Source organism: Microbulbifer sp. TB1203 (genome assembly GCF_030997045.1).
Lineage (GTDB): Bacteria > Pseudomonadota > Gammaproteobacteria > Pseudomonadales > Cellvibrionaceae > Microbulbifer.
The window spans coordinates 311,166-336,808 of the sequence record NZ_CP116899.1 but is presented as its reverse complement, the minus strand read 5'-3'; the positions used below and the strand labels follow the sequence as shown (position 1 = coordinate 336,808).

23 protein-coding genes are annotated in these 25,643 nt (G+C 59.5%); 6 read left to right on the top strand and 17 right to left on the bottom strand.

Annotation, left to right across the window (positions count from 1 at the left end; genetic code table 11):
• Nucleotides 1–534 precede the first annotated feature (534 nt).
• The 3 genes from PP263_RS22615 to PP263_RS01360 all read right to left on the bottom strand — a co-directional run bounded on the left by PP263_RS22615 (nt 535) and on the right by PP263_RS01360 (nt 2,285).
• A complete protein-coding gene (locus PP263_RS22615; RefSeq protein ID WP_374693686.1) occupies nt 535–726 on the bottom strand; it encodes a transposase in 192 nt (63 codons plus the stop codon).
• Between the two features lie 181 nt (nt 727–907).
• Nucleotides 908–1,645 carry a TfpX/TfpZ family type IV pilin accessory protein gene (gene tfpZ / locus PP263_RS01365; RefSeq protein WP_308366586.1) on the bottom strand — a complete coding sequence of 246 codons (738 nt, stop codon included), beginning with the start codon at nt 1,643–1,645 and terminating at the stop codon, nt 908–910.
• Between the two features lie 154 nt (nt 1,646–1,799).
• On the bottom strand, nt 1,800–2,285 hold the full coding sequence (locus PP263_RS01360) for a pilin (protein ID WP_308366585.1): 486 nt from the start codon (nt 2,283–2,285) through the stop codon (nt 1,800–1,802).
• Nucleotides 2,286–2,942: 657 nt separating this feature from the next.
• On the opposite strand from PP263_RS01360, the gene pilB reads away from it, so the two are divergent.
• The 6 genes from pilB (at nt 2,943) to yacG (ending at nt 8,463) form a co-directional block, all read left to right on the top strand.
• Nucleotides 2,943–4,655, top strand: a complete 1,713-nt coding sequence (gene pilB / locus PP263_RS01355; protein ID WP_308366584.1) for a type IV-A pilus assembly ATPase PilB — start codon at nt 2,943–2,945, stop codon at nt 4,653–4,655.
• Nucleotides 4,656–4,868: 213 nt separating this feature from the next.
• Nucleotides 4,869–6,080, top strand: a complete 1,212-nt coding sequence (locus tag PP263_RS01350) for a type II secretion system F family protein (protein ID WP_308366583.1) — start codon at nt 4,869–4,871, stop codon at nt 6,078–6,080.
• Nucleotides 6,081–6,086: 6 nt separating this feature from the next.
• Nucleotides 6,087–6,971, top strand: a complete 885-nt coding sequence (locus PP263_RS01345; protein WP_308366582.1) for an A24 family peptidase — start codon at nt 6,087–6,089, stop codon at nt 6,969–6,971.
• 294 nt (nt 6,972–7,265) lie between these two features.
• Nucleotides 7,266–7,877, top strand: a complete 612-nt coding sequence (coaE, locus tag PP263_RS01340; protein ID WP_308366581.1) for a dephospho-CoA kinase — start codon at nt 7,266–7,268, stop codon at nt 7,875–7,877.
• A gap of 100 nt (nt 7,878–7,977) precedes the next feature.
• Entirely contained in the window at nt 7,978–8,205 is a 228-nt protein-coding gene (locus PP263_RS01335; protein ID WP_308366580.1) for a hypothetical protein, read from the top strand.
• Nucleotides 8,206–8,253: 48 nt separating this feature from the next.
• On the top strand, nt 8,254–8,463 hold the full coding sequence (gene yacG / locus PP263_RS01330; protein ID WP_308366579.1) for a DNA gyrase inhibitor YacG: 210 nt from the start codon (nt 8,254–8,256) through the stop codon (nt 8,461–8,463).
• A gap of 194 nt (nt 8,464–8,657) precedes the next feature.
• Here the strand turns inward: yacG and PP263_RS01325 are convergent, their stop codons facing one another.
• The 14 genes from PP263_RS01325 to murD all read right to left on the bottom strand — a co-directional run bounded on the left by PP263_RS01325 (nt 8,658) and on the right by murD (nt 25,600).
• Complete coding sequence (locus tag PP263_RS01325; RefSeq protein ID WP_308366578.1) at nt 8,658–8,882, bottom strand: BrnA antitoxin family protein; 225 nt, start codon at nt 8,880–8,882, stop codon at nt 8,658–8,660.
• A 1-nt stretch (nt 8,883) separates the two neighbouring features.
• A complete protein-coding gene (locus tag PP263_RS22610) occupies nt 8,884–9,165 on the bottom strand; it encodes a BrnT family toxin (RefSeq protein ID WP_374693714.1) in 282 nt (93 codons plus the stop codon).
• Between the two features lie 131 nt (nt 9,166–9,296).
• The gene (mutT, locus tag PP263_RS01320; RefSeq protein WP_308366577.1) at nt 9,297–9,701 is read right to left on the bottom strand and encodes an 8-oxo-dGTP diphosphatase MutT; all 405 of its coding nucleotides are present in this window, start codon (nt 9,699–9,701) and stop codon (nt 9,297–9,299) included.
• 10 nt (nt 9,702–9,711) lie between these two features.
• Nucleotides 9,712–10,914, bottom strand: coding sequence for a bifunctional glutamate N-acetyltransferase/amino-acid acetyltransferase ArgJ (argJ, locus tag PP263_RS01315; protein WP_308366576.1), 1,203 nt, complete (start codon nt 10,912–10,914; stop codon nt 9,712–9,714).
• 229 nt (nt 10,915–11,143) lie between these two features.
• Nucleotides 11,144–13,891: a preprotein translocase subunit SecA gene (gene secA, locus PP263_RS01310; protein ID WP_308366575.1), complete on the bottom strand. Its 2,748-nt coding sequence runs from the start codon at nt 13,889–13,891 to the stop codon at nt 11,144–11,146.
• A gap of 139 nt (nt 13,892–14,030) precedes the next feature.
• Nucleotides 14,031–14,966: a M23 family metallopeptidase gene (locus PP263_RS01305; protein WP_183455779.1), complete on the bottom strand. Its 936-nt coding sequence runs from the start codon at nt 14,964–14,966 to the stop codon at nt 14,031–14,033.
• A 376-nt stretch (nt 14,967–15,342) separates the two neighbouring features.
• Nucleotides 15,343–16,254, bottom strand: coding sequence for a UDP-3-O-acyl-N-acetylglucosamine deacetylase (gene lpxC, locus PP263_RS01300; RefSeq protein WP_308366574.1), 912 nt, complete (start codon nt 16,252–16,254; stop codon nt 15,343–15,345).
• A 450-nt stretch (nt 16,255–16,704) separates the two neighbouring features.
• Entirely contained in the window at nt 16,705–17,901 is a 1,197-nt protein-coding gene (ftsZ, locus tag PP263_RS01295; RefSeq protein ID WP_308366573.1) for a cell division protein FtsZ, read from the bottom strand.
• 149 nt (nt 17,902–18,050) lie between these two features.
• On the bottom strand, nt 18,051–19,289 hold the full coding sequence (gene ftsA / locus PP263_RS01290) for a cell division protein FtsA (protein WP_183455773.1): 1,239 nt from the start codon (nt 19,287–19,289) through the stop codon (nt 18,051–18,053).
• Between the two features lie 84 nt (nt 19,290–19,373).
• Nucleotides 19,374–20,180: an FtsQ-type POTRA domain-containing protein gene (locus PP263_RS01285; protein WP_308366572.1), complete on the bottom strand. Its 807-nt coding sequence runs from the start codon at nt 20,178–20,180 to the stop codon at nt 19,374–19,376.
• A 204-nt stretch (nt 20,181–20,384) separates the two neighbouring features.
• A complete protein-coding gene (murC, locus tag PP263_RS01280; protein ID WP_308366571.1) occupies nt 20,385–21,845 on the bottom strand; it encodes a UDP-N-acetylmuramate--L-alanine ligase in 1,461 nt (486 codons plus the stop codon).
• 1 nt (nt 21,846) lies between these two features.
• Nucleotides 21,847–22,938: an undecaprenyldiphospho-muramoylpentapeptide beta-N-acetylglucosaminyltransferase gene (gene murG / locus PP263_RS01275; RefSeq protein ID WP_308366570.1), complete on the bottom strand. Its 1,092-nt coding sequence runs from the start codon at nt 22,936–22,938 to the stop codon at nt 21,847–21,849.
• Entirely contained in the window at nt 22,938–24,146 is a 1,209-nt protein-coding gene (gene ftsW, locus PP263_RS01270; RefSeq protein ID WP_308368543.1) for a putative lipid II flippase FtsW, read from the bottom strand. The genes murG and ftsW overlap by 1 nt, the downstream gene beginning before the upstream one ends.
• A gap of 5 nt (nt 24,147–24,151) precedes the next feature.
• Nucleotides 24,152–25,600, bottom strand: a complete 1,449-nt coding sequence (gene murD, locus PP263_RS01265; protein ID WP_308366569.1) for a UDP-N-acetylmuramoyl-L-alanine--D-glutamate ligase — start codon at nt 25,598–25,600, stop codon at nt 24,152–24,154.
• Nucleotides 25,601–25,643 lie beyond the last annotated feature (43 nt).

Below are 25,643 nucleotides of genomic sequence, written 5' to 3'. Positions count from 1 at the left end.
CAACTGGCAAGTTTGCGGCTCATTTTGGCGCATATCTCCACGAAACTAACTAATTCGATTCCTCCTCACGAGATCGGGTCCGTGGGGAGGCAGGGGAGTGGGAATCCTCATGGAGTCCTGGACACTGCGGGAACTAATTCTGGACACCCACGAAACAAAGCGCATCTCACGCCAACCCCATTAAAATCCTTTCGCATCAACGCAAAAATACTGGCTATTCAACACTTGTACGAACAACCAGAAATGGGACTACCTCGTAAAGACCTGCTGTCCCTCGAGGCCACCCCCCTACTACCACTGTGTTTCCCGCTGCGTGCGCCGCACCTTTCTTTATGGGCGGGCCGAGCGTACCGGGCACATCGCCGCCAGTGGATTGAAGACAAGTTGCTGCAACTGGCCCAGGTGTTCGCCCTGCACGTCTGCGCCTACGCGGCGATGGGCAACCACTACCATGGGTGTTGCATGTCAACTCATAGGTAAAAGCCTAGACGTTAAAACTGTTATGTCAAGACTTGACCCCTACTCCCTGTTATGTCAAGACTTGACCCCTACTCCTCTCAAATTGCCGCGAGGGGTATGTACCAGCAGATGATAGTGATTGCTCATCAGGCAATAGGCATGGATTTGAAAATCAAAACGCCTGTGCGCTTCAGCAAGGGTATCGAGAAAGGCCGTGTAGCAATCGCTATCACGGAATATGGTCTGTCGCGCCACACCACGATTCATCACGTGGTACCAAGCACCGGGGAATTCCAGTCTAAGGGGGCGGCTCATAGATAAAAGCCTAGACGTTAAAACTGTTATGTCAAGACTTGACCCCTATTCTTGTTGAATTTTTGTGACCCCTAATTTTTTTCTAATTCTTCCTATTTTCCGTTGTGACCCCTATTCCTTTGACCCCTATTCCTTAGTAAGCCCAGGGCGCAAGGTCAACTATTGCAACAATTTCCGCCGATTGCTTCTTAATCAACACAACCATTGGCTTAACACTAGCCATCAGAGGCAGCCAAGCATCAGCTTCAGGCCACCGCTTAAGAACATCTGCAACTTGAGAAGAAGAGTTAAAATCTTCAAGCCGATCTAGAGGCTGGGCTCGAGCACTTATGTCTTCAACCGCAGCATTCAAAGGGCGGTACAAGTAAGGGCGATGCTGAAGATCTGCACCACCAAATACCGACTCAAAGACAATATCTGAATCGGCCTGAAGGTCATCAGGACGGACAGCCGCCACCCAGCGAGGCCCCAACACAGGCGGAGATGCATAATCGGGAGCAACTTTATCAGGAAAGCGGAAATCAATGTCAATCGGACGCACAGCGTCAAAACGGTCGGTAGTAAACACCAACCAGACAGGGCGCCCCTCCGCCACTGTATGCAAGCCGTAAATTAGAGCTCCGACTTGCAGAGCCGCAATAACTGCCAGATCGACCTTCAGCGTTTTCTTGCCCTTCTTGAAAACACAGAACGTCAGCACCGGTCCCAGCGTGACATCGACCAGCAACATCACTAGAAAAATATGTGTGACCCCCATCGCCACAGACAAAGGAGCCGGATACCAGATTTGAAATACCAGCAGCAGCGTAGCCAGCGCAACCAAAAAGGAGAGCAATAAATGGACTGCGAAAGCGCGAAGACGATCTAACATACCGAAACAACTCAACGATAAATCAATCCTACCCAGCTCAACGCTTCCCTGAACGAAAAGCCCCGCAATCGCGGGGCTTTTTCAGAGAGTCGGACAGGGAGCAAGTATCCAATGCAAGACAAGACAGCATTATCTCCCTGTCACGACTTACTGCTTACAGGCCGCCAAGAACGGCTTGACGGCAGCTAGCCGGGAAATATTTATAGTCTGCAGCAGCAGCATTGGTACCGCAGGACCAGCCCAGAATAGCATCTGTAGCGGCAGCCATTGCAGCTGTGCGCCCAGCATCAGTGGTCGGCTGCAAAATTATGTTTGTACCATCGATACTAGCAGCACCACTATTTTGAATTGCACCAGAAGTAATAACGCCGGCACCAGTTACCGTCAGGCCAGCAGCCATATATTTCGTGGTAGCAGTGGAACTACAGCCTGCAGCATTGGCGTTAGCAGGGAAGCTGCCGTTTGACTGTATAAACTCGGTAACCGCGTTCTTGCAGGCACCAACCTGCAAGTTGACTTCGGTGATTTTGGTACGGACAGTGTAATCCTGATAAGCTGGCAGCGCCACCGCCGCCAGAATACCGATAATCGCCACCACGATCATCAATTCAATAAGAGTAAAACCCTGTTGCTTTTTCATTGTAACCGTCTCCATACAGACTTTTGGTTTGGTGAATCCCGTGAGGGAGAGCATCCCGTGAGGAAGTCGCCGAATAAGATACAAGCTTTGTGCCAAGTATGGCAAGCGCGTAAATTGCCCTAAGCGGCATAAGTGGGAGGTGAGTCACACTCAAGTTGTCTATTTCTTGGTCGCATTTTTCCAGGGTAGACGTGCTAAATCCATTGCTGACGAAAAGTGTCAGTTTATGTCGGACTGAGACTCTGCTCGATTTCCCCCACTCAATGACTCGCCACATCTCTGTGGATTTCTCTGGACTCCGGCCTTCGCCGGAGTGACGAAACAGTCTTATTCAGGGTCCCCTGATCTGAAGTAACCGAATCTCAGCAAGTCGGGCTGATGGATACGCTGCACGCTGCCCGACTTAGGGGATTTTTCCATAAGCCGTAGCAAGGAGGGCAGATGTTGTTTGGCGACGGGAACTGATTTCGTTATATTGGCGGGGATGTTGCTGGCCTTGAATTCGCCTGACAGATTTTTGCTCCTGCAAAATCTGCATTTCCGCTGGGCGGCACCCGCCATCCATGGCGGTCACAACAGGCTCCTCCAACGGTAAAGGGGCCGCATTGAGAAGATCAAAAAACAAGCAGTCACTATCATGCAGTGGTCCCATTTCCTATGAGCGTTACCCAACTCTCCGGCTTGGCCAAACGGCTGGTGGCCGATCAGATTCTCGACGAGTCCACCGCCGTCTCTGCCTCCAAAGCGGCCCAACGGGAGAACCAGACCTTTGCCCAGCACGCCGTGGAGGCCAAGCTGGTCAAAAGCCGCGAACTGGCCAAGGTGGCCTCCCTGGCCTTTGGCTCACCACTGTTCGACCTGGGCGCCTATAACTTCGACCTGATCCCCAAGGGCCTGATCGACGAAAAGTTGATCAGTAAACACTTTGCCCTACCGCTGTACAAGCGCGGTAACCGTCTGTTTGTGGCGGTGGCGGACCCCACCAATCTGGCGGGACTGGACGAGATCAACTTCAATACCGGGCTGAATACCGATGCGGTGCTGGTGGAAGCGGACAAGCTGGCCAAGGCCATTGAGAGCTTCCTCTCCAATAGCGATATCGGAGGCGGCTTGGCGGGCATGGACGATGAAGAGCTGGACGCTCTGGATGTAGGCGGTGGAGCGGACTCGGAACCGCAAGACGACGGCGATCCCGGCGGCGACGAAGCACCGGTAGTGCGTTTCGTCAATAAGGTACTGCTGGATGCCATCCGCACCGGCGCCTCGGATATTCACTTCGAACCCTATGAAAAGAGCTATCGGGTACGCCTTCGTACAGACGGTGTACTACACGAAGTGGCCAAGCCCCCAATCCAGTTGGCCACTCGTATTTCCGCACGCCTGAAAGTAATGTCCAAGATGGATATCTCCGAACGGCGCGTTCCCCAGGATGGCCGTATCAAGATGAAGCTGTCCAAGACCAAAGCCATCGACTTCCGGGTTAACAGCCTGCCCACCCTGTGGGGTGAAAAAATCGTACTGCGGATTCTCGACCCCTCCTCAGCCAAACTGGGTATCGACGCCCTGGGCTATGAAGACGACCAGAAAAAAATCTATATGGATGCCCTGGCCCAGCCCCAGGGCATGATCCTGGTCACCGGGCCCACCGGTTCGGGCAAGACGGTCTCCCTGTATACAGGCCTGAATATCCTTAATACCCCTGAGCGCAATATTTCCACCGCGGAGGACCCGGTGGAAATCAACCTGGAGGGGATTAACCAAGTCAATGTCCACCCCAAGGTGGGGCTGGACTTCGCCGAGGCGCTGCGCTCTTTCCTGCGCCAGGACCCGGATATCGTGATGGTGGGGGAGATCCGCGACCTGACAACCGCCGAAATTGCCATCAAGGCCGCGCAAACCGGGCACTTGGTGCTATCCACTCTGCACACCAACTCCGCCCCGGAAACCCTGACCCGCCTGATGAATATGGGGGTCCCCACCTTCAATATCGCTACGTCGGTGAGTGTGATTATCGCCCAGCGCCTGGCACGGCGATTGTGTAGCGAGTGCAAAAAGCCTGTTACGCTGCCGCCGGAAGTACTTAAAGAGGAAGGTTTTGATGCGGTCAATATCCCGCAGAATGAGTGGAAGCTGTTTCAGCCAGTTGGCTGTGAGCACTGCTCCAAGGGTTACAAAGGCCGCGTGGGTGTGTATGAAGTGGTTCGCATCACTGATGGTATCTCCAGAATTATAATGGAGGGCGGTAATTCCATTCAGATTGCCGACCGAGCGCGCAAGGAAGGGTTCAACAACCTGCGCACCTCGGCGTTACGCAAGGTGGTGATGGGTGTAACCAGCCTGGAGGAGGCGAACCGGGTTACCAAGGACTAAAGAGTCCTGGAGCGCAGTTTGAAATTTGTACCTGCCCCTGTAGGAGCGGCCGTTGGCCGCATCGCGGGCTACGGCCCGCAAATGCATGGGCAGATTGTAGGATGGGCAAAGCGCAGCGTGCCCATCAATCTATGGTGATGGGCACGCTGCGCTTTGCCCATCCTACGGTTCGACAAGCGGTCGAAGTAATAACAAAAGACGGGAACAATAACCATGGCCAATGCCGCTGCAATCGCTTATGTCTACAAAGGCGTGGACACCAAAGGCAATAAGGTCGAGGGAGAGATCAACGGCACCAGCCCGGCACTGGTAAAGGCACAGCTGCGCCGCCAGGGGATTATTGCCAATCGGGTGCAAAAAAAGCCCAAACCACTGTTCGGCACCAAGAAGAAGGTCACGCCGGCGGATATTGCCTTGTTTACCCGCCAGATGGCCACCATGATGAAAGCTGGAGTGCCGCTGGTACAGAGCTTTGAGATTGTGGCCGACGGGCTGGACAATCAGGGGGTAAAGGAACTGCTCCTGAGAATCCGCGACGATGTGGCCTCGGGCACGGCCTTTGCCGATGCGCTGCGCAAACACCCACTGTATTTTGACGATCTCTTCTGCAACTTGGTGGCTTCCGGTGAGCAGTCCGGTGCACTGGAAACCATGCTGGACCGCATCGCCACCTACAAAGAGAAAACCGAGGCCCTCAAGGCCAAAATCAAGAAGGCCATGACCTACCCAATAGCGGTAATTGTGGTAGCTATAGTGGTCACCTCCATCCTGTTGATTAAGGTGGTGCCCCAGTTTGCGGAAACTTTTTCCAGCTTCGGTGCCGACCTGCCCGCATTTACCCAGATGGTGGTAGGTATGTCAGAGTGGATGCAGGCCAACTGGTTCTACGCCCTGCTGGCAGTCGTTATCGGTATTGGCGGTACTATAGAAGTGAAGAAACGCAATAAGAAGGTGGCTGAATTCTTTGACCGCCTAATGCTGAAACTACCTATCTTGGGAATTATTACCTACAACTCGATATCTGCTCGCTTCGCTCGCACCCTCTCCACCACCTTTGCCGCAGGTGTACCGCTGATTGATGCACTGAAGTCCGTTGCTGGCGCTACCGGCAATAGTCTCTACGAAGAAGCCACCTTAAAAATCCGCGATTCTGTGGCCACCGGCATCCCACTCAATGGCGCTATGCGCGCTTCCGGTCTCTACCCAACTATGCTAGTACAGATGGCGGCAATCGGCGAGGAATCTGGCGCGCTAGACGAAATGCTGGCCAAGGCCGCGGACTTCTACGAAGAAGCAGTGGACAATATGGTGGACAATCTTACCACCCTGTTGGAACCAATGATTATGGCCGTGCTGGGTATTTTGGTCGGCGGTTTGATGATTGCCATGTACCTGCCAATCTTCCAGCTAGGTCAGGTTGTGTAATCCGATATGCTGGAAACTCTGCTTTCGTATCAAGCGCTGCTTCTAGGCAGCGCTTTTATTTTAGGCCTGCTGATAGGCAGCTTCCTCAACGTAGTGATCTACCGCCTGCCCATTATGATGGAGCGGGAATACAAACGGGATTTCTACAGCTACTTTGAGACAACGCCCGACGCCGGCGAACAAAAGGAACTGGCCGAGCGCTTCAACCTGGTACTGCCCCACTCCCACTGCCCCAATTGCGATACGGAGATCAAGCCCTGGCACAATGTGCCGCTGGTCAGCTACCTGATGCTGGGGGGCAAGTGCGCTTTCTGCAGCACTTCAATTTCCAAACGCTATCCGCTGATTGAGCTGGTTACCGGAATCCTGACCGCGATTGTGGTCTGGCAGTTGGGCTTTACCTGGCAGGCATTGGCGGGCTGTGGGTTTACCTGGGCGTTGATTGCGCTGACCGGTATCGATTTCGACAAGCAGCTGTTGCCGGACAATATCACCCTGCCGTTGCTGTGGGCGGGGCTGTTGATTAATTATTGGCAAGTATTTGTGCCGCTGCAGGACGCGGTGATCGGCGCTATCGCCGGTTACCTGGTGCTCTGGTCGGTTTTTCATCTGTTCAGGCTGGCCACCGGCAAGGAAGGTATGGGCGCGGGGGATTTCAAGATTCTCGCGGCTATCGGGGCCTGGTTTGGGTGGCAGATGTTGCCGATGGTGATTCTGCTCTCGGCGGCGGTGGGGGCTGTGGCGGGGTTGAGCTGGAGTTTGCTGATGGGGCGGGACCGGAACCTGCCGATTGCGTTTGGGCCCTATCTGGCCGGGGCTGGGTGGATTGCTATGCTTTGGGGGGATCAGATCGTGGGCTGGTATCTGAGCTTTTCCGGCTTGACCGGCTGAGGCATCCGCGTCTTTTCCCTCTGTAGGAGCGGCCGCTGGCCGCGATCGACAGGTCAGTAGACATGGCGAGATTGTTCGCGGCCAACGGCCGCTCCTACAGGGGACCTCTTCAACATTCCGGGCTCAATAATATCGGCCTCCGCCGGTATGACGAACGACTAAAAAGATTGATTCGAAGCAAAGCTTTGTGGAGATAAGCTGGTTGGGATCGCGGCCATGGGCCGCTCCTACAAGGTGGTCCGGCGCAGCACGTGGACAGCCCACAATTTTTCGCAATGCCCTAGGGGTTAATTGATGCTGACTATCGGTTTGACGGGTGGCATTGGCAGCGGCAAGTCCGCGGCCGCGGCCTGTTTTACTGAGCTGGGTATCGATGTGGTGGACGCGGACTGGGCCGCGCGGGTGGTGGTGCAGCCGGGGCAGCCTGCGCTGGCGCAGATCGCGGCGCATTTCGGTGCCGGGGTTTTGCTGGAGAGCGGCGAGCTGGATCGCGCCCAGCTGCGCGCTATCGTGTTCGACAACACCGCGGAACGAGAGTGGCTGGAGCAGTTGCTACACCCGCTGATTCGCGAGGAGATCCTGCGCGCACTGAAAACCAGCAACGGCCCCTACGCTGTATTGGAGTCGCCGCTGTTAATAGAATCCGGCCAGTATAAACTGGTGGACCGGGTGTGCGTGGTGGACCTGCCGGAAGCGCTGCAGGTTGAGCGGGCCAGCGGCAGGGATCAGAGCGATCCGGAGGGGATCCGCAAGATCATGGCGGCGCAGCTGTCGCGCCAGGAGCGGCTGGCCAGAGCCGACGATGTGTTGAACAATGCCGGGGATCTGGACGGATTGCGGCAGCAGGTGGAGGCGTTGCATCGTCGCTATCTGGAGTTGGCATCCTCACAAGGGAACCAAGGTTAATCTCTGTCCTGCTTGTGCCGGGGGCCCCGATTCGACGGATTTGTGCCCTCACTGTAGACTCTGGAAGTCCCTCGCCGCTGCTGGGCTTCAAAGGTGGACCATGAGCAAGGCCTCTCCATTTGAATTTGAAAGTGTAAAAACCAACGCGGTAACGGAGGACATCTTTCAGGCCGTACGCGAGTCTCGCGAGGTATGTTCTCCGGAAATCCTGGCTCCGTTGAAAATTCTGGAGTTGAGCGGGCAGGAGACCAAGGATGGTAAAGTACTACCGGTTGCTGAGGCTTTCGAGCACTTACGTAACTTGCGCAAGCGCGGAGAGCCCGATTGACTTTCTGGCGCCCTGTCGACTAATCCCTGGAAGTAATTTTGATTTGTTATGGCAAAAGACACTCCGACTCTCTGTTGTCCCACCTGTAAGAAGCCCATTGAGTGGAATGAGAAATTTCCATTTCGGCCGTTTTGCAGTGAACGCTGTAAGTTGATTGATCTGGGAGAGTGGGCTTCCGAGGGGCACAAGATTCCGGGGGAACCGGCTTTCGATGATGTTTTGAGTGAGGAGTTGGATCGCTCCAAGACCCGTCATTGAATGGCAGTACCTCACTCCTCGCCTGTCTCCGGTAATTCGCCGAGCACGTCCCCGTGCTCGGCCCTTGAGGCAGCTTCACTGCGCCAACTTGCTCCAGCCGATTTGGTCGCCTGCGAGCAGGCTCCTACGGCGGGCCTGCGGCCCGTTGCCGAGCTGGAGCTCGGCGTTCCCAGGGGATGATTGCTGATGTTCAGTCAGCGGGACTCGTGCCATTTAAGGTCGACTTTCCGATGATGTGCCACGCAGTCCCTGAGGTACAGGTTGATCAGGCTTTGGTAGGGAATGCCTGTTTCTTCGGACATGCTTTTAAAGTAGTCGATAACATCCTCGCCCATGCGAATGGTCACGGACTTTTTGAGCTTGCTCGCGTAGGGATTTTTGCGGCTTTTCATCGATGCGAGATCGTATTCTTTCTTCATGCTAATTACCTCCGGGATAAAATTTCCGCTCAGACCGGGTAGCTTTACGAGCAGAAATAATACGAATGACATTACCTCTGTCTCGCTCACAGTGACAAACCAGGAGTAACCTGGCCTCGCTGCTCATGCCGAGCATCAGGAAACGATCTTCTTCGGCAGAGCTCTCTTCATCAAAGAACTGTAGGGCAAATTCGTCATAGAAGACAGACTGGGCCTCTTCAAACGAAACGTCGTGCTTCTTCAGGTTTGACGCGGCTTTCTTTGAGTCCCATTCGAAGCCAATCGTACATACAGCGTATGTACACAGTAGGATATGTCAATGGCCTGCTTGGGGATGGGTATAAGGAGAGCGGGCCTGCGGCCCGTTGCCGAGCTGGAGCTCGGCGTTCCCAGGGTTCGCCTGCAAGCAGGCTCCTACCGGCGGGATTTAGCCAGTTCGATGGCTTCGATGATGGCTCCGTTGGCTTCGGGGAACTGGTAGTCGTTTAGTTCGCCGGCTGTTACCCAAGCGGTTTCCTGGCCCTCCAGGCCGCGGGCTTCGCCGGTAAACTCTGTGACCCACCAGGTGTCCAGCAGCACGGTTTTTTCCAGGTAGTCGTGGCGGATTTCCGTCAGTGGCGCCAGGGTCTGGACCTCGATGGCCACTTCCTCGCGCAATTCCCGGGCGAGCGCCTCCTCTACCTTTTCACCCGCTTCCACCTTGCCGCCGGGAAATTCCCAGCGGCCGCCCATATGCAGGTGCTCCGGGCGGCGGGCGATCAGGATCTTGCCGTCCTCGCGCAGGACTACTCCCACGGCGACGTGAACAACCTTTCCCATCAGATGCGCCTTATGTCCGGTATTCGGCGTTGATGGTGACATATTCGTGGGAGAAGTCGCAGGTCCAGATATGCTCGCGGCAATCGCCGCGGCCCAGGTCCACGGTGATGGTGAATTCCGGCAGGCTGAAAACCTTCTGTCCGGCTTCTTCCGTGTAATCGGTTGCTCGGCCGCCGGCCTCCACCACCTGCACCTCGTCCAGGTAAATATTGACCTTCTCTGTATCCAACCGATCCAGGCCGGCATTGCCGATGGCCATTACCAGGCGGCCCCAGTTGGGGTCTGAGGCGTAAAGGGCGGTTTTGACCAGTGGAGATTCACCCACCTCAAAGGCGACCTTCAACGCCTCTTCGCTGGAGGCCGCTCCGGTTACCTCGACGGTGACAAACTTGGTGGCGCCCTCGCCGTCGCGCACTACGGCCTGGGCCAGTTCGATATGCACTTCGACAATCGCGGCCTTCAGCTGTTGGTACTCCGCGCTCCTGACATCGCCGATCTGCGGGCCTGTGGTGCCGCTTGCGATCAATACGCAGGCGTCATTGGTTGAGGTGTCACCGTCGATACTGATGCGATTGAAGGAGGCTGCCACCGCTTCCTTCACCAGTTCATCCAGCAGCGGTTGCGGCACGGCCGCGTCCGTCGCCACATAGGCGAGCATGGTGGCCATATTGGGCTGGATCATGCCCGCGCCCTTGGCGATGCCCACCACCCGGATTTGCTCTCCCGCAATTTCCACGGTGCGACTGGCAGTCTTGGCGACTGTGTCCGTGGTCATAATGGCTTTGGCGGCCTGCTGCCAGTTATCCACCTGCAGCTTTGCCGCGGCGCCGGGAATGGCATCCAGGATTTTTTGCAGCGGCAGGTGTTCGCCGATAACGCCGGTGCTGAATGGCAGTACTTGCTCCGCATCGATATTCATTGAGTCGGCCACTGCTGCGCAGCAGGCGCGAGCATCGCGCAGGCCGCGTTCGCCGGTGGCGGCGTTGGCGTTACCGGCGTTGATCAGCAATGCGCGGATATTGCCCTTGCGCAGATGCTCTTTGGCCACGGTGACCGGCGCCGCGCAGAAGGCGTTTTGGGTGAAGGTGGCGGAGACCGCGGCACCTTCGTTGATTTCGATCAGCAGCAGGTCGTCCCGCTGCCAGTTTTTGATTTTGGCGGGGACGGCAGCCAGGCGGATGCCGGGGATTTGAGGGAGTTTGTTTTGGGGCATTTTTTACCGCGGCCCAATGCCGCTCCTTCAAGATTAACTGACTATCGTCATTCCGGCGAATGCCGGAATCCAGATTTACGCCCGGTGGTTTCCTTCCTGGATACCGGCGTTCGCCGGTATGACGGAGTTTAATGGGCCTGCGGCCCGTTGCCGAGCTGGAGCTCGGCGTTCCCAGGGCGGAGCTGGAGGTCCCGGCCCCTCTCCCGCAAGCGGGAGAGGGAAGTTTGTATCAACGGGGCGTGGGGGAGGAAGCCAGCTTGCCGTGGCACTGTTTGTATTTTTTTCCCGAGCCACAGGGGCAAGGATCATTGCGGCCCACCTTGGGGCCGCGGCGCGTCGGCGGCGGAGCGGCCATGTCCGCTTCTTCCGCTTCGGGCATGGCCGAGGCCTGGGCGTGCTGCAGTTCCAGTTGCTGGCGGCGCTGCTGTTCCAGGCGGCGCTGTTCCATCTCTTCCATCTGCTCGCGGGTCATGGGCTCGACGTGGGCGAGGATGCGGATCACCTCGTGCTTGAGATTGTCGAGCATGCTCTGGAACAGGTGGAAGGACTCCCGCTTGAACTCCTGTTTGGGGTTCTTGTTGGCGTAGGCCCGCAGGCCGATGCCGGCGCGCAGGTGGTCCTGGCTCGCGAGGTGTTCCTTCCACAGTTGGTCCAGCACCTGCAGCATAATCTGCCGCTCGATGGTGGGCATCAGGTTGGCGTCGCCGGAGGACTCGGCTATGCGCTCTACCTTGGTCGCGTAGGCCTTCTGGGCCTCTTGGATAATTTTTTCGCGCAGGCTCTCCTCGTGCAGGGTGCGGTCTTCATCCAGCCACTGCTGAACCGGCAGCTCCAGGCCCAGTTCGCCGGCGAGCTGTTTTTCCAGGCCGGGAATATCCCACTGCTCTTCCACACTCTGCGGCGGCATGAAACCGGAGATCAGTTCGTTGACCACGTCCTCGCGAATCGCGGCAATGGTGTCGCTGATATTGTCCGCTTCCAGCAGTTCGTTGCGCTGGCCGTAGATCACCCGGCGCTGGTCGTTGGCCACGTCGTCGTATTCCAGCAACTGCTTGCGGATATCGAAGTTGCGGCCCTCCACGCGGCGCTGGGCCTTCTCGATGGCGTTGGAAACCATGCGGTGCTCGATGGCCTCGCCTTTCTCCATGCCCAGCATCTGCATAAAGTTCTTCACCCGGTCTGAGGCGAAGATGCGCATCAGGTTGTCTTCCAGGGACAGGTAGAAACGAGTCACCCCGGGGTCGCCCTGGCGGCCGGCGCGACCGCGCAGCTGGTTGTCGATGCGGCGGGACTCGTGACGCTCGGTGCCGATAATATGCAGGCCGCCGGCCTCGATCACGGTGTCGTGGCGCTTCTGCCACTCGGCTTTGATCGCCTCGATTTCCGCTTCGGTGGGCTCGCGCTGCTCTTTCTCGCGCAGCTCCTCGACCTCCGCCTCCCAGTTGCCGCCGAGCACGATATCGGTACCGCGGCCGGCCATATTGGTGGCGATGGTGACGGTGCCCGGGCGGCCCGCCTGGGCGATAATCTGCGCCTCGCGCTCGTGGTACTTGGCGTTGAGCACCTGGTGCTTGATGCCGGCCTTGGTCAGGCGCTGGGACATCGCCTCGGAGGTTTCGATGGAGGCGGTGCCCACGAGGATCGGCGCCTGCTTGTCACGGCAGTACTTGATGTCCTCGATAATGGCCTCCATCTTTTCGTCCGTGCTCAGATAGACCAGGTCGTTGAGGTCGTCCCGCTGCGTGGGTTTGTTGGTGGGTATCACCACCACGTCCAGGCCGTAGATCTGGCGGAATTCGAACGCCTCGGTATCCGCGGTACCGGTCATACCCGACAGCTTGGGGTAGAAGCGGAACAGGTTCTGGAAGGTGGTAGAGGCCAGGGTCTGGCTCTCGCTCTGGATCTGGACGTTTTCCTTCGCCTCCAGCGCCTGATGCAATCCCTCGGACAACCGCCGGCCCGGCATGGTACGGCCGGTGTGCTCGTCGATCAGTACCACCTGACCGTTCTGCACTATGTAATCCACATCTTTATGGAACAGCACGTGAGCGCGCAGCGCCGCGTGCACATGGTGCAGCAGACCCAGGTTGCCCGGGGAGTAGAGGGATTCTTCTTCCTTCAGGAGGCCGCTGCGTGCGAGCAGGTCCTCGATCAACTGGTGGCCCTCCTCGGTGAGTTCCACCTGGCGGGTCTTCTCGTCCACCGTGTAGTGGCCTTCGCCGCCCTCTTCCGCCCTCTGCAGCTGTGGCACCAGTTTGTTCATGGCCAGGTAGAGGTGCGAGGAGTCCTCGGCGGCGCCGGAAATAATCAGCGGCGTACGCGCTTCGTCGATCAGAATGGAGTCCACCTCGTCGACGATGGCGAAGTTCTGCGGGCGCTGGGTGCGGTCTTCCCTGCGCAGCACCATGTTGTCGCGCAGGTAGTCGAAACCGAATTCGTTGTTAGTGCCGTAAGTAATATCCGCCTGGTATGCCGCCTTTTTCTCCTCCGGGGGCTGCTGGGAGACGATCACGCCCACAGTGAGGCCGAGGAATTCGTACACCGGGCGCATCCAGTTGGCGTCGCGGCTGGCCAGGTAATCGTTCACAGTGACGATATGTACACCCTTGTCCTCCAGCGCGTTCAGGTAGGCGGGCAGCGTGGCCACTAGGGTCTTGCCCTCGCCGGTGCGCATTTCCGCGATGTGGCCCTCGTGCAGGGTCATGCCGCCGATCAGCTGGACGTCGAAATGGCGCAGGCCCAGGGTGCGGCGGCTGGCCTCGCGCACCGCGGCGAAGGCCTCCGGCAGCAGTTGATCCAGGGTCTCGCCATCGGCGAGGCGCTGCTTGAATTCCGCTGTCTTGGCTTTCAGCGCATCGTCGTCGAGCTGCTGGTACTCCTCCTCCAGCGCGTTCACCTGTGTCACCACGCGGCGCATGCGTTTCAGTTCGCGATCGTTTTTGGTGCCGAAGACTGCTTTTATCAGTGTGCCAATCATTATGTAGAAACCACTTGAATCTGGATTGCGGCGCGGGCCGCGGGAATCACCCGTAAAGGGGTGCAAGTAAACAGGAAGGCGCAACGACTGGCAACTCCCCGGGGGAGCTGCCGGTTGCGCGATACGGAGAGATTAGCTGTTATCTGCCGGTGCGGCGAATGTAGCTGGCGGGGTCTACCGGGCGGTCGTTCTTGTAGACCTCGAAGTGGACGTGGGGACCGGTGGAGCGGCCGCTGGAGCCCATCAGGGCAATCACCTGCCCCTTCTTCACCACGTCGCCCACTTTGACCTTGACGTCGCTATTGTGACCGTAGCGGGTCTTGTAGCCATTGCCGTGGTTGATTTCCACCAGCTTGCCGTAGCCGTGGCGATCCTCCGCCCAGGTCACCACCCCGGCGGCCACTGAGACCACGTCGGAGCCTTTCTTGCCGGCAAAATCCACTCCTTTATGCCAGGAGCGGCGGCCGCTGAAGGGGTCGGTGCGATAACCGTAGCGGGAGGACATCCAGCCGCGGCTGATGGGCCGGCCGGCGATAAACTGCTCGTCCTGCAACTGGCGCCTGGCCATTAGCGATTCCAGGGTGGCCAGTTGCATCTGGCGGTCTTCGATCTGATCGGACAGGTCGTCGATAACCTCGAGGAACTCCGGCGGCTGGTAGGGCAGCTCAGAGGCGCCGGCAATACCCGGGTCTTCCGGCCCACCCACGGCGGGGGCGTTGCCGAATTGGAATTCGCCCTGGTCCAACTTGGCGACAGTGGTGAGGCGTTCACCGAGAGCATCGAGGCGGGTAAGGCGGGCCTGCATTTCCGCCAGTTTTACGGTAAATGCCGTGAGCTGCTCGTGGGCCTGACGGTCGGCCTCTTCGATCTGCTGCTGCTGCTTGCGCAGAGCCTTGTTCCAGGCTTTCGCGGTGCGGGAATCGAAGGCATCCGTCTCCGCCACCGGCAGGTTGATGCCGATCCAGAAGGCTCCTACCGGTAAACCCAGCAGACACAGCCCCAGCAGCGCCCTACTCAGGCCGCCAAAGTTAAAGCTGCGCGTACCGCCGCGCTCATTGACCAGGATTACTTTCATAACAGGACAGGCGTGTGTGAATTACGACAATTTGTTGTTTTCGTATTGCTCTGTGCCGAAGCCCGACTACCCACTTCCATGCTTCGTCTCACGCCGTCCAGATGGCTGTTCAGCTGACTGACGTGCCCAATGTAACACTTGTCAGCTGACAAAAATTGTTACAAGCGCACAAAATTGTCAGGAACTGCTTCGTGGGCTCGTAGATACTCTAGCACTAGTCATACCGGCGCAGGCCGGTATCCAGTCCAGTGGCGCCTGGGTTCCGGCCTACGCCGGAACGACGAGAATGCGCCGCAGGGACGAACCTTGTGTTCGCCCAAACATATGTATGCTTCACAAAAAAACCGGCAATTTTCGTGCCGGTTTTCTGCTAAGCCTATACCGCCAGTATCGGTTTGACGTAGGAGATAGGCGCTTCCTCTTCGTCTTCGAAGGTCACCATCTCCCAGGCGTCCTCCTGCGCCATCAAGGTGCGCAGGGATTTGTTATTGAGGGCGTGACCGGACTTGTGCGCCCTGAACTCGCCGATCAGGCTGGTGCCCAGCAAGTAGAGGTCGCCGATGGCGTCCAGAATCTTGTGTTTAACAAATTCGTCTTCGTAGCGTAACCCGCCCTCATTCAGAATGCGGTACTGGTCGATCACAATGGCGTTGTCCACGCTGCCGCCCTGTACCAGGCCCTTGGAACGCAGGTACTCGATCTCGTGCATAAAACCGAAGGTGCGCGCACGGCTCACTTCCTTCACGAAGGAGGTGCTGGAAAAGTCCACCGAGGAAGTCAGGTTGCGCCCCTGGAATACCGGGTGATCGAAATCGATGGTGAAAGACACTTTAAAGCCGTTGAACGGCAGAAAGCTGGCTACCTTGTCGCCCTCTTCCACGGTTATCGGCTTCTTGATGCGCAGGAATTTCTTCGGGGCCGATTGCTCCTGGATACCCGCGGACTGGATCAAGAACACGAAGGGGCCGGCACTGCCGTCCATAATCGGCACTTCCTGGGCGGAAAGCTCGACGATAGCGTTGTCGATACCCAGGCCGGCCATCGCGGACAGCAGGTGCTCCACTGTGGCGATGCGCACATCGTCTTTGACCAGGGTGGTGGACAGCAGCGTGTCACCGACATTCTCCGCGCGAGCCTCAATTTCCACCACCGGGTCCAGGTCCACCCGGCGGAACACTATGCCGGTATCCACAGGCGCCGGCTTCAGAGTCAGGACGACCTTCTTGCCGGTGTGCAGTCCCACGCCGGTGGCGCGAATAGCATTCTTGAGTGTGCGCTGTTTGATCATAGATGTCGTGTTCTCTGGTAAAGAGGCGGCACAAAGACCGCAGCAAGCCGGCGACTATAGCAGAAAACAAACGCCAAAACCATAACTGGCATAACGGTCATTCCGTACAGTTCATCGCTCCCTAGCCTCAGTATAGCTCAGCGCGAGGACTTCGGCGCCAATTCCAGGCTGTAAACATCATTGTACGGCCTGTACCTGTCACACCGCTGTAAAAAATTGTTAACCCGCGTTGACCGGGGGCGGAGGCCCGGCCCTCCCGGGGGAGGGCCGGGTGACATGAGCAGGGTTTTCCGCCCCGGGTAACGGGGTTATTGACCGGACAGCGCCGTCCGCACCGGCGAGCCCGCATGCGGAGCTGGAACTCCGCGGTGATTCGCCCCATCCCTGGCGCTCTCCGCTTTGCGGGCGCCTGCGGCGTCCAAATCGGCAATCCTGCCGATTTGTCCCAGCCTAATCCGCCTGGCGGCGCAGGAACGCGGGGATATCCAGGTACTCCATATCCGCATCCGCCGGATTCAGCGTCGGGGCCGGGCGCTTGGGACGCTCGCTCTCGACCCGCGCGCGGTTGTCCGCACTCTCGCGACCACCCAGAGCCGAGGAATCGCGGGTATCGCGCATCTCCGCGCGGCGGGTGTTGTCCACCACCTTGGTGGGGCGCGCCGCTTGCTGGGCGCCCTCACCCAAACCCGCGGCCACCACGGTGACCCGCATCTCGTCACCCAGCTTGTCGTCCACCGCAGTACCGATCACCACGGTAGCGTCGTCGGAGGCGATCTCCTGGACGATTTCACCCACTTCGGAGTACTCGCCCAGGGTCAGCTCCTGGCAGCCGCCCTCTTCGCTGCCGGTGATGATATTCACCAGGATGCCGCGGGCGCCCTGCAGGTTGACGTTGTCCAGCAGCGGGCTGCGCACCGCTTTCTCCGCCGCCTCGCGGGCGCGATTCTCGCCCACCGCCGAGCCGGAGCCCATCATCGCCATGCCCATCTCGGACATAACGGTGCGCACGTCGGCAAAGTCCACGTTCATGATGCCGGGGCGGATCATCAGGTCGGCGATACCCTGGACTGCGCCCAGCAGCACATTGTCAGCCTCTTTGTAGGCACCCTTCATGGTCACCTTGCTGCCCAGCACCTCCAGCAGGCGGTCGTTGGGGATACTGATCAGCGAGTCCACCTTGTCGCGCAGTTCGAGGATGCCCTCCTCGGCCACCTGTGCCCGCTTGCGCCCCTCGATCTTGAATGGGCGGGTAACCACCGCCACGGTGAGAATACCCAGGTCCTTGGCGATCTCCGCTACGATCGGCGCGCCGCCGGTGCCGGTACCGCCACCCATGCCCGCGGTGATAAACACCATGTCCGCGCCCTGCAGCACCTCGGCGATACGCTCGCGGTCCTCCAGAGCCGACTGGCGTCCCACCTCCGGATTGGCACCGGCACCCAGGCCGCGGGTGATGTTGTTGCCCAACTGCAGGATGGTGCGCGCCTGAATATCCTTCAGCGCCTGGGCGTCGGTGTTGGCGCAGATGAAATCCACACCTTCCACTTCGCTGACGATCATATGCTTCACAGCATTGCCGCCGCCGCCGCCAACGCCGATCACTTTGATGACAGGCTTGTCCTGTACGCTATCGACTAGTTCGAACATCTCTGTTCCCCTTTTTTGCTCATGCCAAAATTGTTGTTCGTTCCTGATTTATTGATGGGCACGCTGCGCTTTGCCCATCCTACGCGGTCGAATTAATACCGCATTCCGCATTCCGCATTCCGCATTCCGCATTCCGCATTCCGCATTCATCAAAGGTTCCCGCGGAACCAGTGTTTCACTTTGTCCCACCACTGGTTTTCATTGCGCACCGGGCGGGGCCTGGTGGCATCGCTGCTTTCCTCCCGCTGCATGGCGTACATCAGCAGGCCCACGCCGGTGGAATAAATCGGGTTGCTCACGATATCGGTGAGGCCGGCAATGCCCTGGGGCACCGCCAGGCGCACCGGCATATGGAAAATTTCCTCTGCCAGTTCCACCGCGCCCTCCATCTTCGAGGAGCCACCGGTGAGCACCACGCCCGCCGCGCACAGATCCTCGAAGCCGCTGCGGCGCAATTCCGCCTGCACCAGCGTAAACAACTCGTCGTAGCGCGGTTCAACCACTTCAGCCAGCGCCTGCCGCGACAGGTCCCGCGGCGCGCGGTCGCCGACGCTGGGCACCTTGATGGTCTCGCTCTCCCGCGCCAGCTTGGCCAGGGCGCAGGCGTATTTGATTTTCAGCTCCTCCGCGTGGGGCGTGGGTGTGCGCAGGGCCATGGCGATATCGTTGGTCACCTGATCGCCGGCGATGGGAATCACCCCCGTGTGGCGGATGGCACCGCCGGTGAACACGGCGATATCCGTGGTACCGCCGCCGATATCCACCATGCACACGCCCAACTCCTTTTCATCCTCGGTGAGCACCGAGTAGCTGGAGGCCAACTGCTCCAGAATGACGTCCTCTACCTCCAGGCCGCAGCGGCGAATGCACTTCTCGATATTCTGTGCCGCGTTCACCGCGCCGCTGACCAGGTGCACCTTCGCCTCCAGGCGCACGCCGGACATGCCCAGCGGTTCCTTGACCCCTTCCTGACTGTCGATCAGGAATTCCTGCGGCAGCGTGTGCAGGATTTTCTGGTCTGCGGGAATGGCCACCGCGCGCGCGGCGTCTATAACCCGGTCCAGGTCCTGCTGGGTCACCTCGCGATCCTTGATCGCCACTATGCCGTGGGAATTCAGGCTGCGGATATGGCTGCCGGCAATGCCCGCGTAGACCGAGTGAATCTCACAACCGGCCATCAGCTCCGCCTCTTCCACCGCGCGCTGAATCGACTGCACTGTGGATTCGATATTCACCACCACACCTTTTTTCATCCCGGTGGATCTGTGCGAACCGATACCGACGATATTCAACTCGCCACTGTCGGAGACCTCGCCGACGATGGCGACTACCTTGGATGTGCCGATATCCAGACCCACGATCATGCGGTGATCGGATGCTTGTGTCATTTTTTACCAACCTCGCTGAACCGCTCCCGAACCGCATTGCCAATAACGGACCAGGAGACAGGGCTCGCCTTTTTAAACCTTGTTTTAATTCCGCTGTTTATCTTCTTTCCATCGCACCGCAACAGCATTGCTGTATCGCGTATCCACCCGCTCGATCTTTTCCAGGTGCGGCGCCAGTACTCCCCGGCTCAAGCTCAGGAAACGGTTTACCCGCTCCAGCAGCTCATCGTGCCCCAGGTGCAACTCCACGCCGGAAACCAGTTCCAGGTGCCAGCCGGCCAGATCGTCGAAGGACAACCGCTTCACCTCCATATCCCGCGTGGTCAACAGCCCCGCCAGCGCCCGATACTGCGACATGATGCGCTCCACCAGCTCCTCATCGCCCGCCAGTTCCGGCAGGCGCCCGGTGTGCATACCCGGCGGTCGCGGCAGCAGTTCGCCGCTGGCTACCAGCAATTTATCCTTTCCCCAGACCGCCAGTGGGCGCGCCTCTTCCACCTGCACCTCGACGCCCCGGGGCCAGCGCCGGCTGACCGAAGCGCCGACGATCCAGGGGTGCTGCAACAGCGCTTCGCGTATCGCACCTATGTCCAGGGAGAAAAAACCCCGCTGTAAAAACGGCAACAGGATTTCCTCCACCTCGCGCTGGCTCACCGCGCGAAACGGGCCCTCGACCCGCACATGCTCCAGCGCATCCACCCGGCTCAGTTCCGCAACCGGTGCCCGCTGCCACAGCCACAGACCCGTATAACTCAGGCCCGCCAGCAGGGCGATGGCCGCTGTCGCGAGCAGCAACGGAAGGAGTCTGCTGCGGCTTTCTCCTTCACGATTGTCCGCAATGCGCCGGGCGCCGCGCGGCGCGATTTGATGGGCACGCTGCGCTTTGCCCATCCTACGGTGTCTCCCCTGTAGGAGCCTGCTTGCAGTCGAAGGACAGTGGCAAGAGGCTCCCGGCATGCCATCCCTGGCGCAACACCTTCGCTTTCGTTCCGGCCCCGGCCCCGGCATCCTTGGCGGGTCGCAAAGTTGCGCACAAAGCGGTGCTTTGTGTACGCGCAACTTCGCCCTGCAAGCAGGCTCCCACAAAGTTCCGCATCACTCTTCCTTGTCACCCAGACGCCAGGCCGCCAGCTGCTGCGCCAGTGTGCCCACATTGCCGGCCCCCTGGGTCAGCACGATATCGCCCGGCTCCAGCAGGTCCGCGAGCACCGGGGGTACCTGCTCCACTTCCTCGATAAAAATCGGGTCCACCTGGCCGCGATTGCGCAGGCTCCGCGCCAGGGTACGGCCGTCCGCACCGGGTATGGGCGACTCGCCGGCGCTGTACACGTCCAACAGGATCAACTTATCCACCTGCGACAACACCTGCACAAAATCCTCGAACAGGTCCCGCGTGCGGGTATAGCGGTGCGGCTGGTAGACCATGACCAAACGCCGTTCCGGCCAGCCGTCGCGCACTGTCTGAATCGTCGCCGCCACTTCCCGCGGATGGTGGCCGTAGTCGTCCACCAGCATGACCTTTTCCGCATCGCCGTCATCGGTCACGGAATACTGGCCGTAGATCTGGAAACGCCGGCCCACGCCCTGGAACCCCCGCAGCCCCTCGCGAATGGCATCGTCCCCGATCCCCTCGTCGGTGGCCACGGCAATCGCCGCAGTGGCATTCAGCACATTGTGAATACCGGGGGTGTTCACACACACGTCCAGCAGGCTGCCGTCGGGACGCTGCACACTGAAATGGCTGCGCAACGGCTCCTGCTTCACCTCGCGTATGCGGTAATCATTGCCCTCTTCGAAACCGTAAGTGGACACCGGCCGCGACAGCTTCGGTATCACCTCGCGAACATTGGGGTCGTCGCCACACACCACCGCCAGGCCGTAGAACGGCAGGTTGTGTACGAAATCGATAAATATCTGTTTGACCTTTCCGAAGTCGCCGCCGTAAGTCTCCATATGGTCGGCATCGATATTGGTCACCACCGTCACCATCGGCTGCAGATGGATAAATGAGGCATCGCTCTCGTCCGCCTCGGCGATCAGGTAACGGCTTTCTCCCAGTGACGCATTGGCGCCGGCGCTGTTCACCAGGCCGCCGATCACGAACGTCGGATCTTTCTTGTCCGCGGCGAAAATCGACGCGATCAAACTGGTGGTAGTGGTCTTGCCGTGAGTACCAGCCACCGCGATGCCGTAGCGGTAGCGCATCAACTCTCCCAGCATCTCCGCACGGCGTACCACGGGTATGCGCTTCTTCCGTGCCGCCGCCAGTTCCGGATTATCGCTGTGAATTGCAGAGGAATTCACCACTACATCCACCCCGCGAATATTGTCCTCGCTGTGGCCGATCTGGACTTTTACGCCCAGCTCGCGAAGCCGTCCGGTCACCGGGGATTCGCGCAGGTCGGAACCGGAAACCTCGTACCCCTGATTCTGCAGCACTTCGGCGATACCGCTCATGCCGGCACCGCCGACACCGATAAAATGGATGCGGCGAATGCGGCGCATCGCGGGTACGCTGTAGCCGTTTTGTTGCACTGTGGGTTCTACCAGAGACATATCAACACCCTATCTCTTCGCGACAGGCGGCAAGCACCTGCTCCGTCGCATCAATTTTCGCTACCCGACGGGCCGCCTGAGCCATCGCCAATAACTTTTCCGGCTGCGTCAAAAATTCTTCCAGCAGCTCGGCCAGCTTCTCCGCGCTCAGCGTGTCCTGCTGTATCACCACTGCCGCTCCCGCCGCTTGCAGCCACTCGCCGTTCTTGGTCTGGTGATCGTCGATGGCGAAGGGGAAAGGCACCATAATCGCGCCCACACCCGCCGCGGCGATTTCCGAAACGGTCAATGCGCCGGAGCGGCAGATAATCAGGTCCGCATCTGCATAGGCTGCGGCCATATCCGCAATAAACGGCACCACTTCCGCCTGCACATTCGCCTGTCGGTAGGCTTCGCCCGCCACGTCCAGGTGGCGCTGGCCCGCCTGGTGCACAATGCGCGGGCGCAATGATTCGTCCAGCAGCGACACCGCCTGCGGCACCAGTTCGTTGATGGCCACCGCACCCAGGCTGCCGCCCAGTATCAGCAGCCGCAATGGCCGCTCCCGGCCGATACGCGCAGCCGGTTCCGGCAGCTGCGTGATCTCCGCGCGCACCGGGTTGCCCACTTGGCGGCCGCCGGGAAGCCCGCTGGGAAAGGCCTCCAGCACGCGGCTGGCGATGTGCGCCAGCAGGCGATTGGTGGTGCCGGCCACCGCATTCTGTTCGTGAATAATCAGCGGCACGCGGCACAGGCGCGCAGCCACGCCACCGGGGCCGGTGACGAAACCGCCAAAACCCAGCACCGCATCCGGCTTTATCTCTTTGACGATCTCCCGCGCCTGCCAGATCGCGCGGGAAATTTGCAACGGCGCCTTCAACAGGGCCAACTTGCCCTTGCCGCGCACGCCCTCCACGGTAATAAAGCGCAGTGGAATTCCCATATCAGGAATCAGCTGCGCCTCGATACCACGCTCGGTACCCAGCCACTCCACCTCTGCCCCGTGCTCGATCAGAGCGCGCGCTACCGCCAGCGCGGGAAATACATGACCGCCGGTGCCGCCGGCCATGACCAGGAATTTTTTTCCGGAGAACGGCGCTGTATTTTCGTCCATCAGGCCGCCTCCCCTTTTATACTGCGGTCGCCCAGCTGCAACGGGTTGAATATCGGCAGATGGCGCACCTTGTCTTCACCGGACATCTCGCTGTCCACGGCACTGTTCAATTCCCACTGCACCCTCAGCGCCAGCGCGAACAGCGCGCAGCAGACTACCAGGCTGCTGCCGCCGGAACTGACGAACGGCAGGGTCAGCCCTTTCGTGGGCAGCAGGCCCGATGCCACACCCATATTTACAAACGCCTGCCCTGCCAACAGCACCGCAATACCGAAAGCGAGCAGCGCGGCGAAAAATTTCTGCTGCGCCAGGGCTTGCCGCACCAGGCGCAGCAGCGACCAGGTGAGCGCAACGAACAGGCCGATCACCACCAGGCCACCGGCCATGCCCCACTCCTCGGACAGAATCGCGAAAATAAAATCCGTGTGCGCCTCGGGCAGGTAAAACAATTTCTGCACACTGTTGCCCAGGCCCACGCCGAACCATTCGCCGCGACCGAATGCGATCAGCGACTGGGTGAGCTGGTAGCCGCTGGCAAACTGGTCCCGCCAGGGGTCCAGGAAAGTGGTCAAACGCTGCAACCGGTAGGGGCTCACCATTGCCATCAGCGCCAGCGCGCAGGCTGCCAGGCCCACCAATAAAAATGTGTGTGGCAGGCGCGCGCCGGCGAGGAAGACCATCGCCAGCACCGTGCCGGAAATCACCACCACGGAACCGAAATCCGGCTGCAGCAGCAACTGCACCGCCACCACTCCGAGAATCACCACCGGTACCATAAAGCTGCTCCAGTGGCGCAGCTGCTGATTGCGGCGGGTCAGAAAGCTGGCGAAAAACACCAGCAGGCAGAACTTGGCAACCTCCGCCGGCTGTACGGTGATCGCACCCAGCGCCAGCCAGCGCCGGCTGCCGTTGACCTCGCGGCCGATACCGGGGACCAGTACCGCCAGCAGCAGCAGGCAGGCGAACAACAGCAGCGGCCAGGACAGCCCCGACCACACCGACAGCGGCACCTGGCTCACCACCAGCGCAACCGCGATTCCGACGCCGAGAAATAACAGGTGGCGCTTGAGGAAAAACCAGGGGTCCTGATAAATATCCGCGGCGAAGGCGATGGACGCGGAGGCCACCATCACAATGCCGATACTCGCCAGCGCCAGTACGCAAAATGGCAGCAGCCAGTCGTAGCGGGTATCCACTGTCTTTTCCATCTGGCTCACGCGGCACCTCCCCTCGGAGTGCCGACGCCGGCCAGTTCGACCACGGCGCGACGGAAATCGTCGCCGCGCGCCTCGAAATTCCGGTACATATCGAAGCTGGCGCAGGCGGGGGACAGCAGCACATAGTCTCCGGGCTGCGCCAGCGCGCGCGCGCGGGCTACCGCGTCTTCCATGGATACGGCGCGATGGTTTTCCAACTGCCCGGCAAATGCATCGGCGACCCTGTCGCCGTCCACACCAATGGTCACCAGGGCGCGCAGCGCAGCGGCGGATTCCGCCAGCGGCGCGAAGTCCGCACCCTTGCCGTCGCCGCCGGCGATCAATACGATTTTCGCGCTGCCGGTGGCCAGGCCGTCCAGCGCCGCGCGGGTCGCACCCACATTGGTACCCTTGGAGTCATTGACGTAGGTAACGCCCTCCAGGTCCAGGATCCGCTCACAGCGGTGAGGCAATCCTTTAAAGGTGCGCAGGGTGGACAGCATCGCCTCCATGGGCAATGCCACCGCGCAGCCCAGCGCCAGGGCCGCGAGCGCATTGGCCACATTGTGCCTGCCCACCATCGCCAGCTCGCCCACCGGCAGCAGTTTCTCCACGCCCCGGGCCAGCCACTCTTCACCTTCGCTTTGCACCAGGCCGAACTGCTGCAGGTCGGGCCTGTCCAGGCCGAAACTCCACTCGCGGCTGTCCTTCGACAGGGGCCCCCGGGTCAGCGGGTCCGCGCGGTTGACCACCAGCTGCCGCGCGCCCCGGTAGATCCGCTGTTTCGCCCGGTGGTAGTCGGCGAGGCTCTCGTAGCGGTCCATATGGTCCGCGCTCAAATTCAATATGGTGGCGACGGTGGGAGTCAGGGAGCCAGTGGTCTCCAGTTGGAAGCTGGACAGCTCCAGCACAAACAGCTGCGGCAGCGGCTCTTCTTGTTCCGCTGAGGGCTCTTCTTGTTCCGCTGAGGGCTCTTTTTGTTCCACTGAGGGCTCCAGCAGATCCAGCACCGGCACGCCGATATTGCCGCCAACGCGCACATCCACACCCGCCCGCTCGGCCATCAGGCCCAACAATGTGGTCACGGTGCTCTTGCCGTTGGAACCGGTAATGGCGGCAACCTCGGGCGGCCGCGACAGTTTTCTGAGTTCGCGGGCAAACAGCTCAATATCACCAATAACCGGGATACCTTCGGCCACAGCTTTTTGCAGGGCGGGCTCGCTCAGGGCGATGCCGGGACTGGCAATAATTTCGCTGGCATCGAGCAGTGTCTCTTCTTTCAGCGGTCCGCATTCCACCGGGACCTGGGGGAACTCCCGCTGAAACTGCTCCAGCCCCGGCGGCTGGCTGCGGCTGTCCACAACCACCGGAGAAAAACCGGCGCGCACCAGGAAGCGCACCACCGACTGCCCGGTAGCACCCAATCCGATTACGACTTTTTTCTCCGAGGTTGCAATCAATGTCATCGGTTTTCGTTTAACGTTGCCTGTAGGGTGCGCCGTGCGCACC

What these genes read in the sequence shown, in the direction of transcription:
- PP263_RS22615 (WP_374693686.1), bottom strand. Translation starts at nt 726, where the DNA reads ATGAATCGTGGTGTGGCGCGACAGACCATATTCCGTGATAGCGATTGC.
- tfpZ (WP_308366586.1), bottom strand. Translation starts at nt 1,645, where the DNA reads ATGTTAGATCGTCTTCGCGCTTTCGCAGTCCATTTATTGCTCTCCTTT.
- PP263_RS01360 (WP_308366585.1), bottom strand. Translation starts at nt 2,285, where the DNA reads ATGAAAAAGCAACAGGGTTTTACTCTTATTGAATTGATGATCGTGGTG.
- pilB (WP_308366584.1), top strand. Translation starts at nt 2,943, where the DNA reads ATGAGCGTTACCCAACTCTCCGGCTTGGCCAAACGGCTGGTGGCCGAT.
- PP263_RS01350 (WP_308366583.1), top strand. Translation starts at nt 4,869, where the DNA reads ATGGCCAATGCCGCTGCAATCGCTTATGTCTACAAAGGCGTGGACACC.
- PP263_RS01345 (WP_308366582.1), top strand. Translation starts at nt 6,087, where the DNA reads ATGCTGGAAACTCTGCTTTCGTATCAAGCGCTGCTTCTAGGCAGCGCT.
- coaE (WP_308366581.1), top strand. Translation starts at nt 7,266, where the DNA reads ATGCTGACTATCGGTTTGACGGGTGGCATTGGCAGCGGCAAGTCCGCG.
- PP263_RS01335 (WP_308366580.1), top strand. Translation starts at nt 7,978, where the DNA reads ATGAGCAAGGCCTCTCCATTTGAATTTGAAAGTGTAAAAACCAACGCG.
- yacG (WP_308366579.1), top strand. Translation starts at nt 8,254, where the DNA reads ATGGCAAAAGACACTCCGACTCTCTGTTGTCCCACCTGTAAGAAGCCC.
- PP263_RS01325 (WP_308366578.1), bottom strand. Translation starts at nt 8,882, where the DNA reads ATGAAGAAAGAATACGATCTCGCATCGATGAAAAGCCGCAAAAATCCC.
- mutT (WP_308366577.1), bottom strand. Translation starts at nt 9,701, where the DNA reads ATGGGAAAGGTTGTTCACGTCGCCGTGGGAGTAGTCCTGCGCGAGGAC.
- argJ (WP_308366576.1), bottom strand. Translation starts at nt 10,914, where the DNA reads ATGCCCCAAAACAAACTCCCTCAAATCCCCGGCATCCGCCTGGCTGCC.
- secA (WP_308366575.1), bottom strand. Translation starts at nt 13,891, where the DNA reads ATGATTGGCACACTGATAAAAGCAGTCTTCGGCACCAAAAACGATCGC.
- PP263_RS01305 (WP_183455779.1), bottom strand. Translation starts at nt 14,966, where the DNA reads ATGAAAGTAATCCTGGTCAATGAGCGCGGCGGTACGCGCAGCTTTAAC.
- lpxC (WP_308366574.1), bottom strand. Translation starts at nt 16,254, where the DNA reads ATGATCAAACAGCGCACACTCAAGAATGCTATTCGCGCCACCGGCGTG.
- ftsZ (WP_308366573.1), bottom strand. Translation starts at nt 17,901, where the DNA reads ATGTTCGAACTAGTCGATAGCGTACAGGACAAGCCTGTCATCAAAGTG.
- ftsA (WP_183455773.1), bottom strand. Translation starts at nt 19,289, where the DNA reads ATGACACAAGCATCCGATCACCGCATGATCGTGGGTCTGGATATCGGC.
- PP263_RS01285 (WP_308366572.1), bottom strand. Translation starts at nt 20,180, where the DNA reads ATGGGCAAAGCGCAGCGTGCCCATCAAATCGCGCCGCGCGGCGCCCGG.
- murC (WP_308366571.1), bottom strand. Translation starts at nt 21,845, where the DNA reads ATGTCTCTGGTAGAACCCACAGTGCAACAAAACGGCTACAGCGTACCC.
- murG (WP_308366570.1), bottom strand. Translation starts at nt 22,938, where the DNA reads ATGGACGAAAATACAGCGCCGTTCTCCGGAAAAAAATTCCTGGTCATG.
- ftsW (WP_308368543.1), bottom strand. Translation starts at nt 24,146, where the DNA reads ATGGAAAAGACAGTGGATACCCGCTACGACTGGCTGCTGCCATTTTGC.
- murD (WP_308366569.1), bottom strand. Translation starts at nt 25,600, where the DNA reads ATGACATTGATTGCAACCTCGGAGAAAAAAGTCGTAATCGGATTGGGT.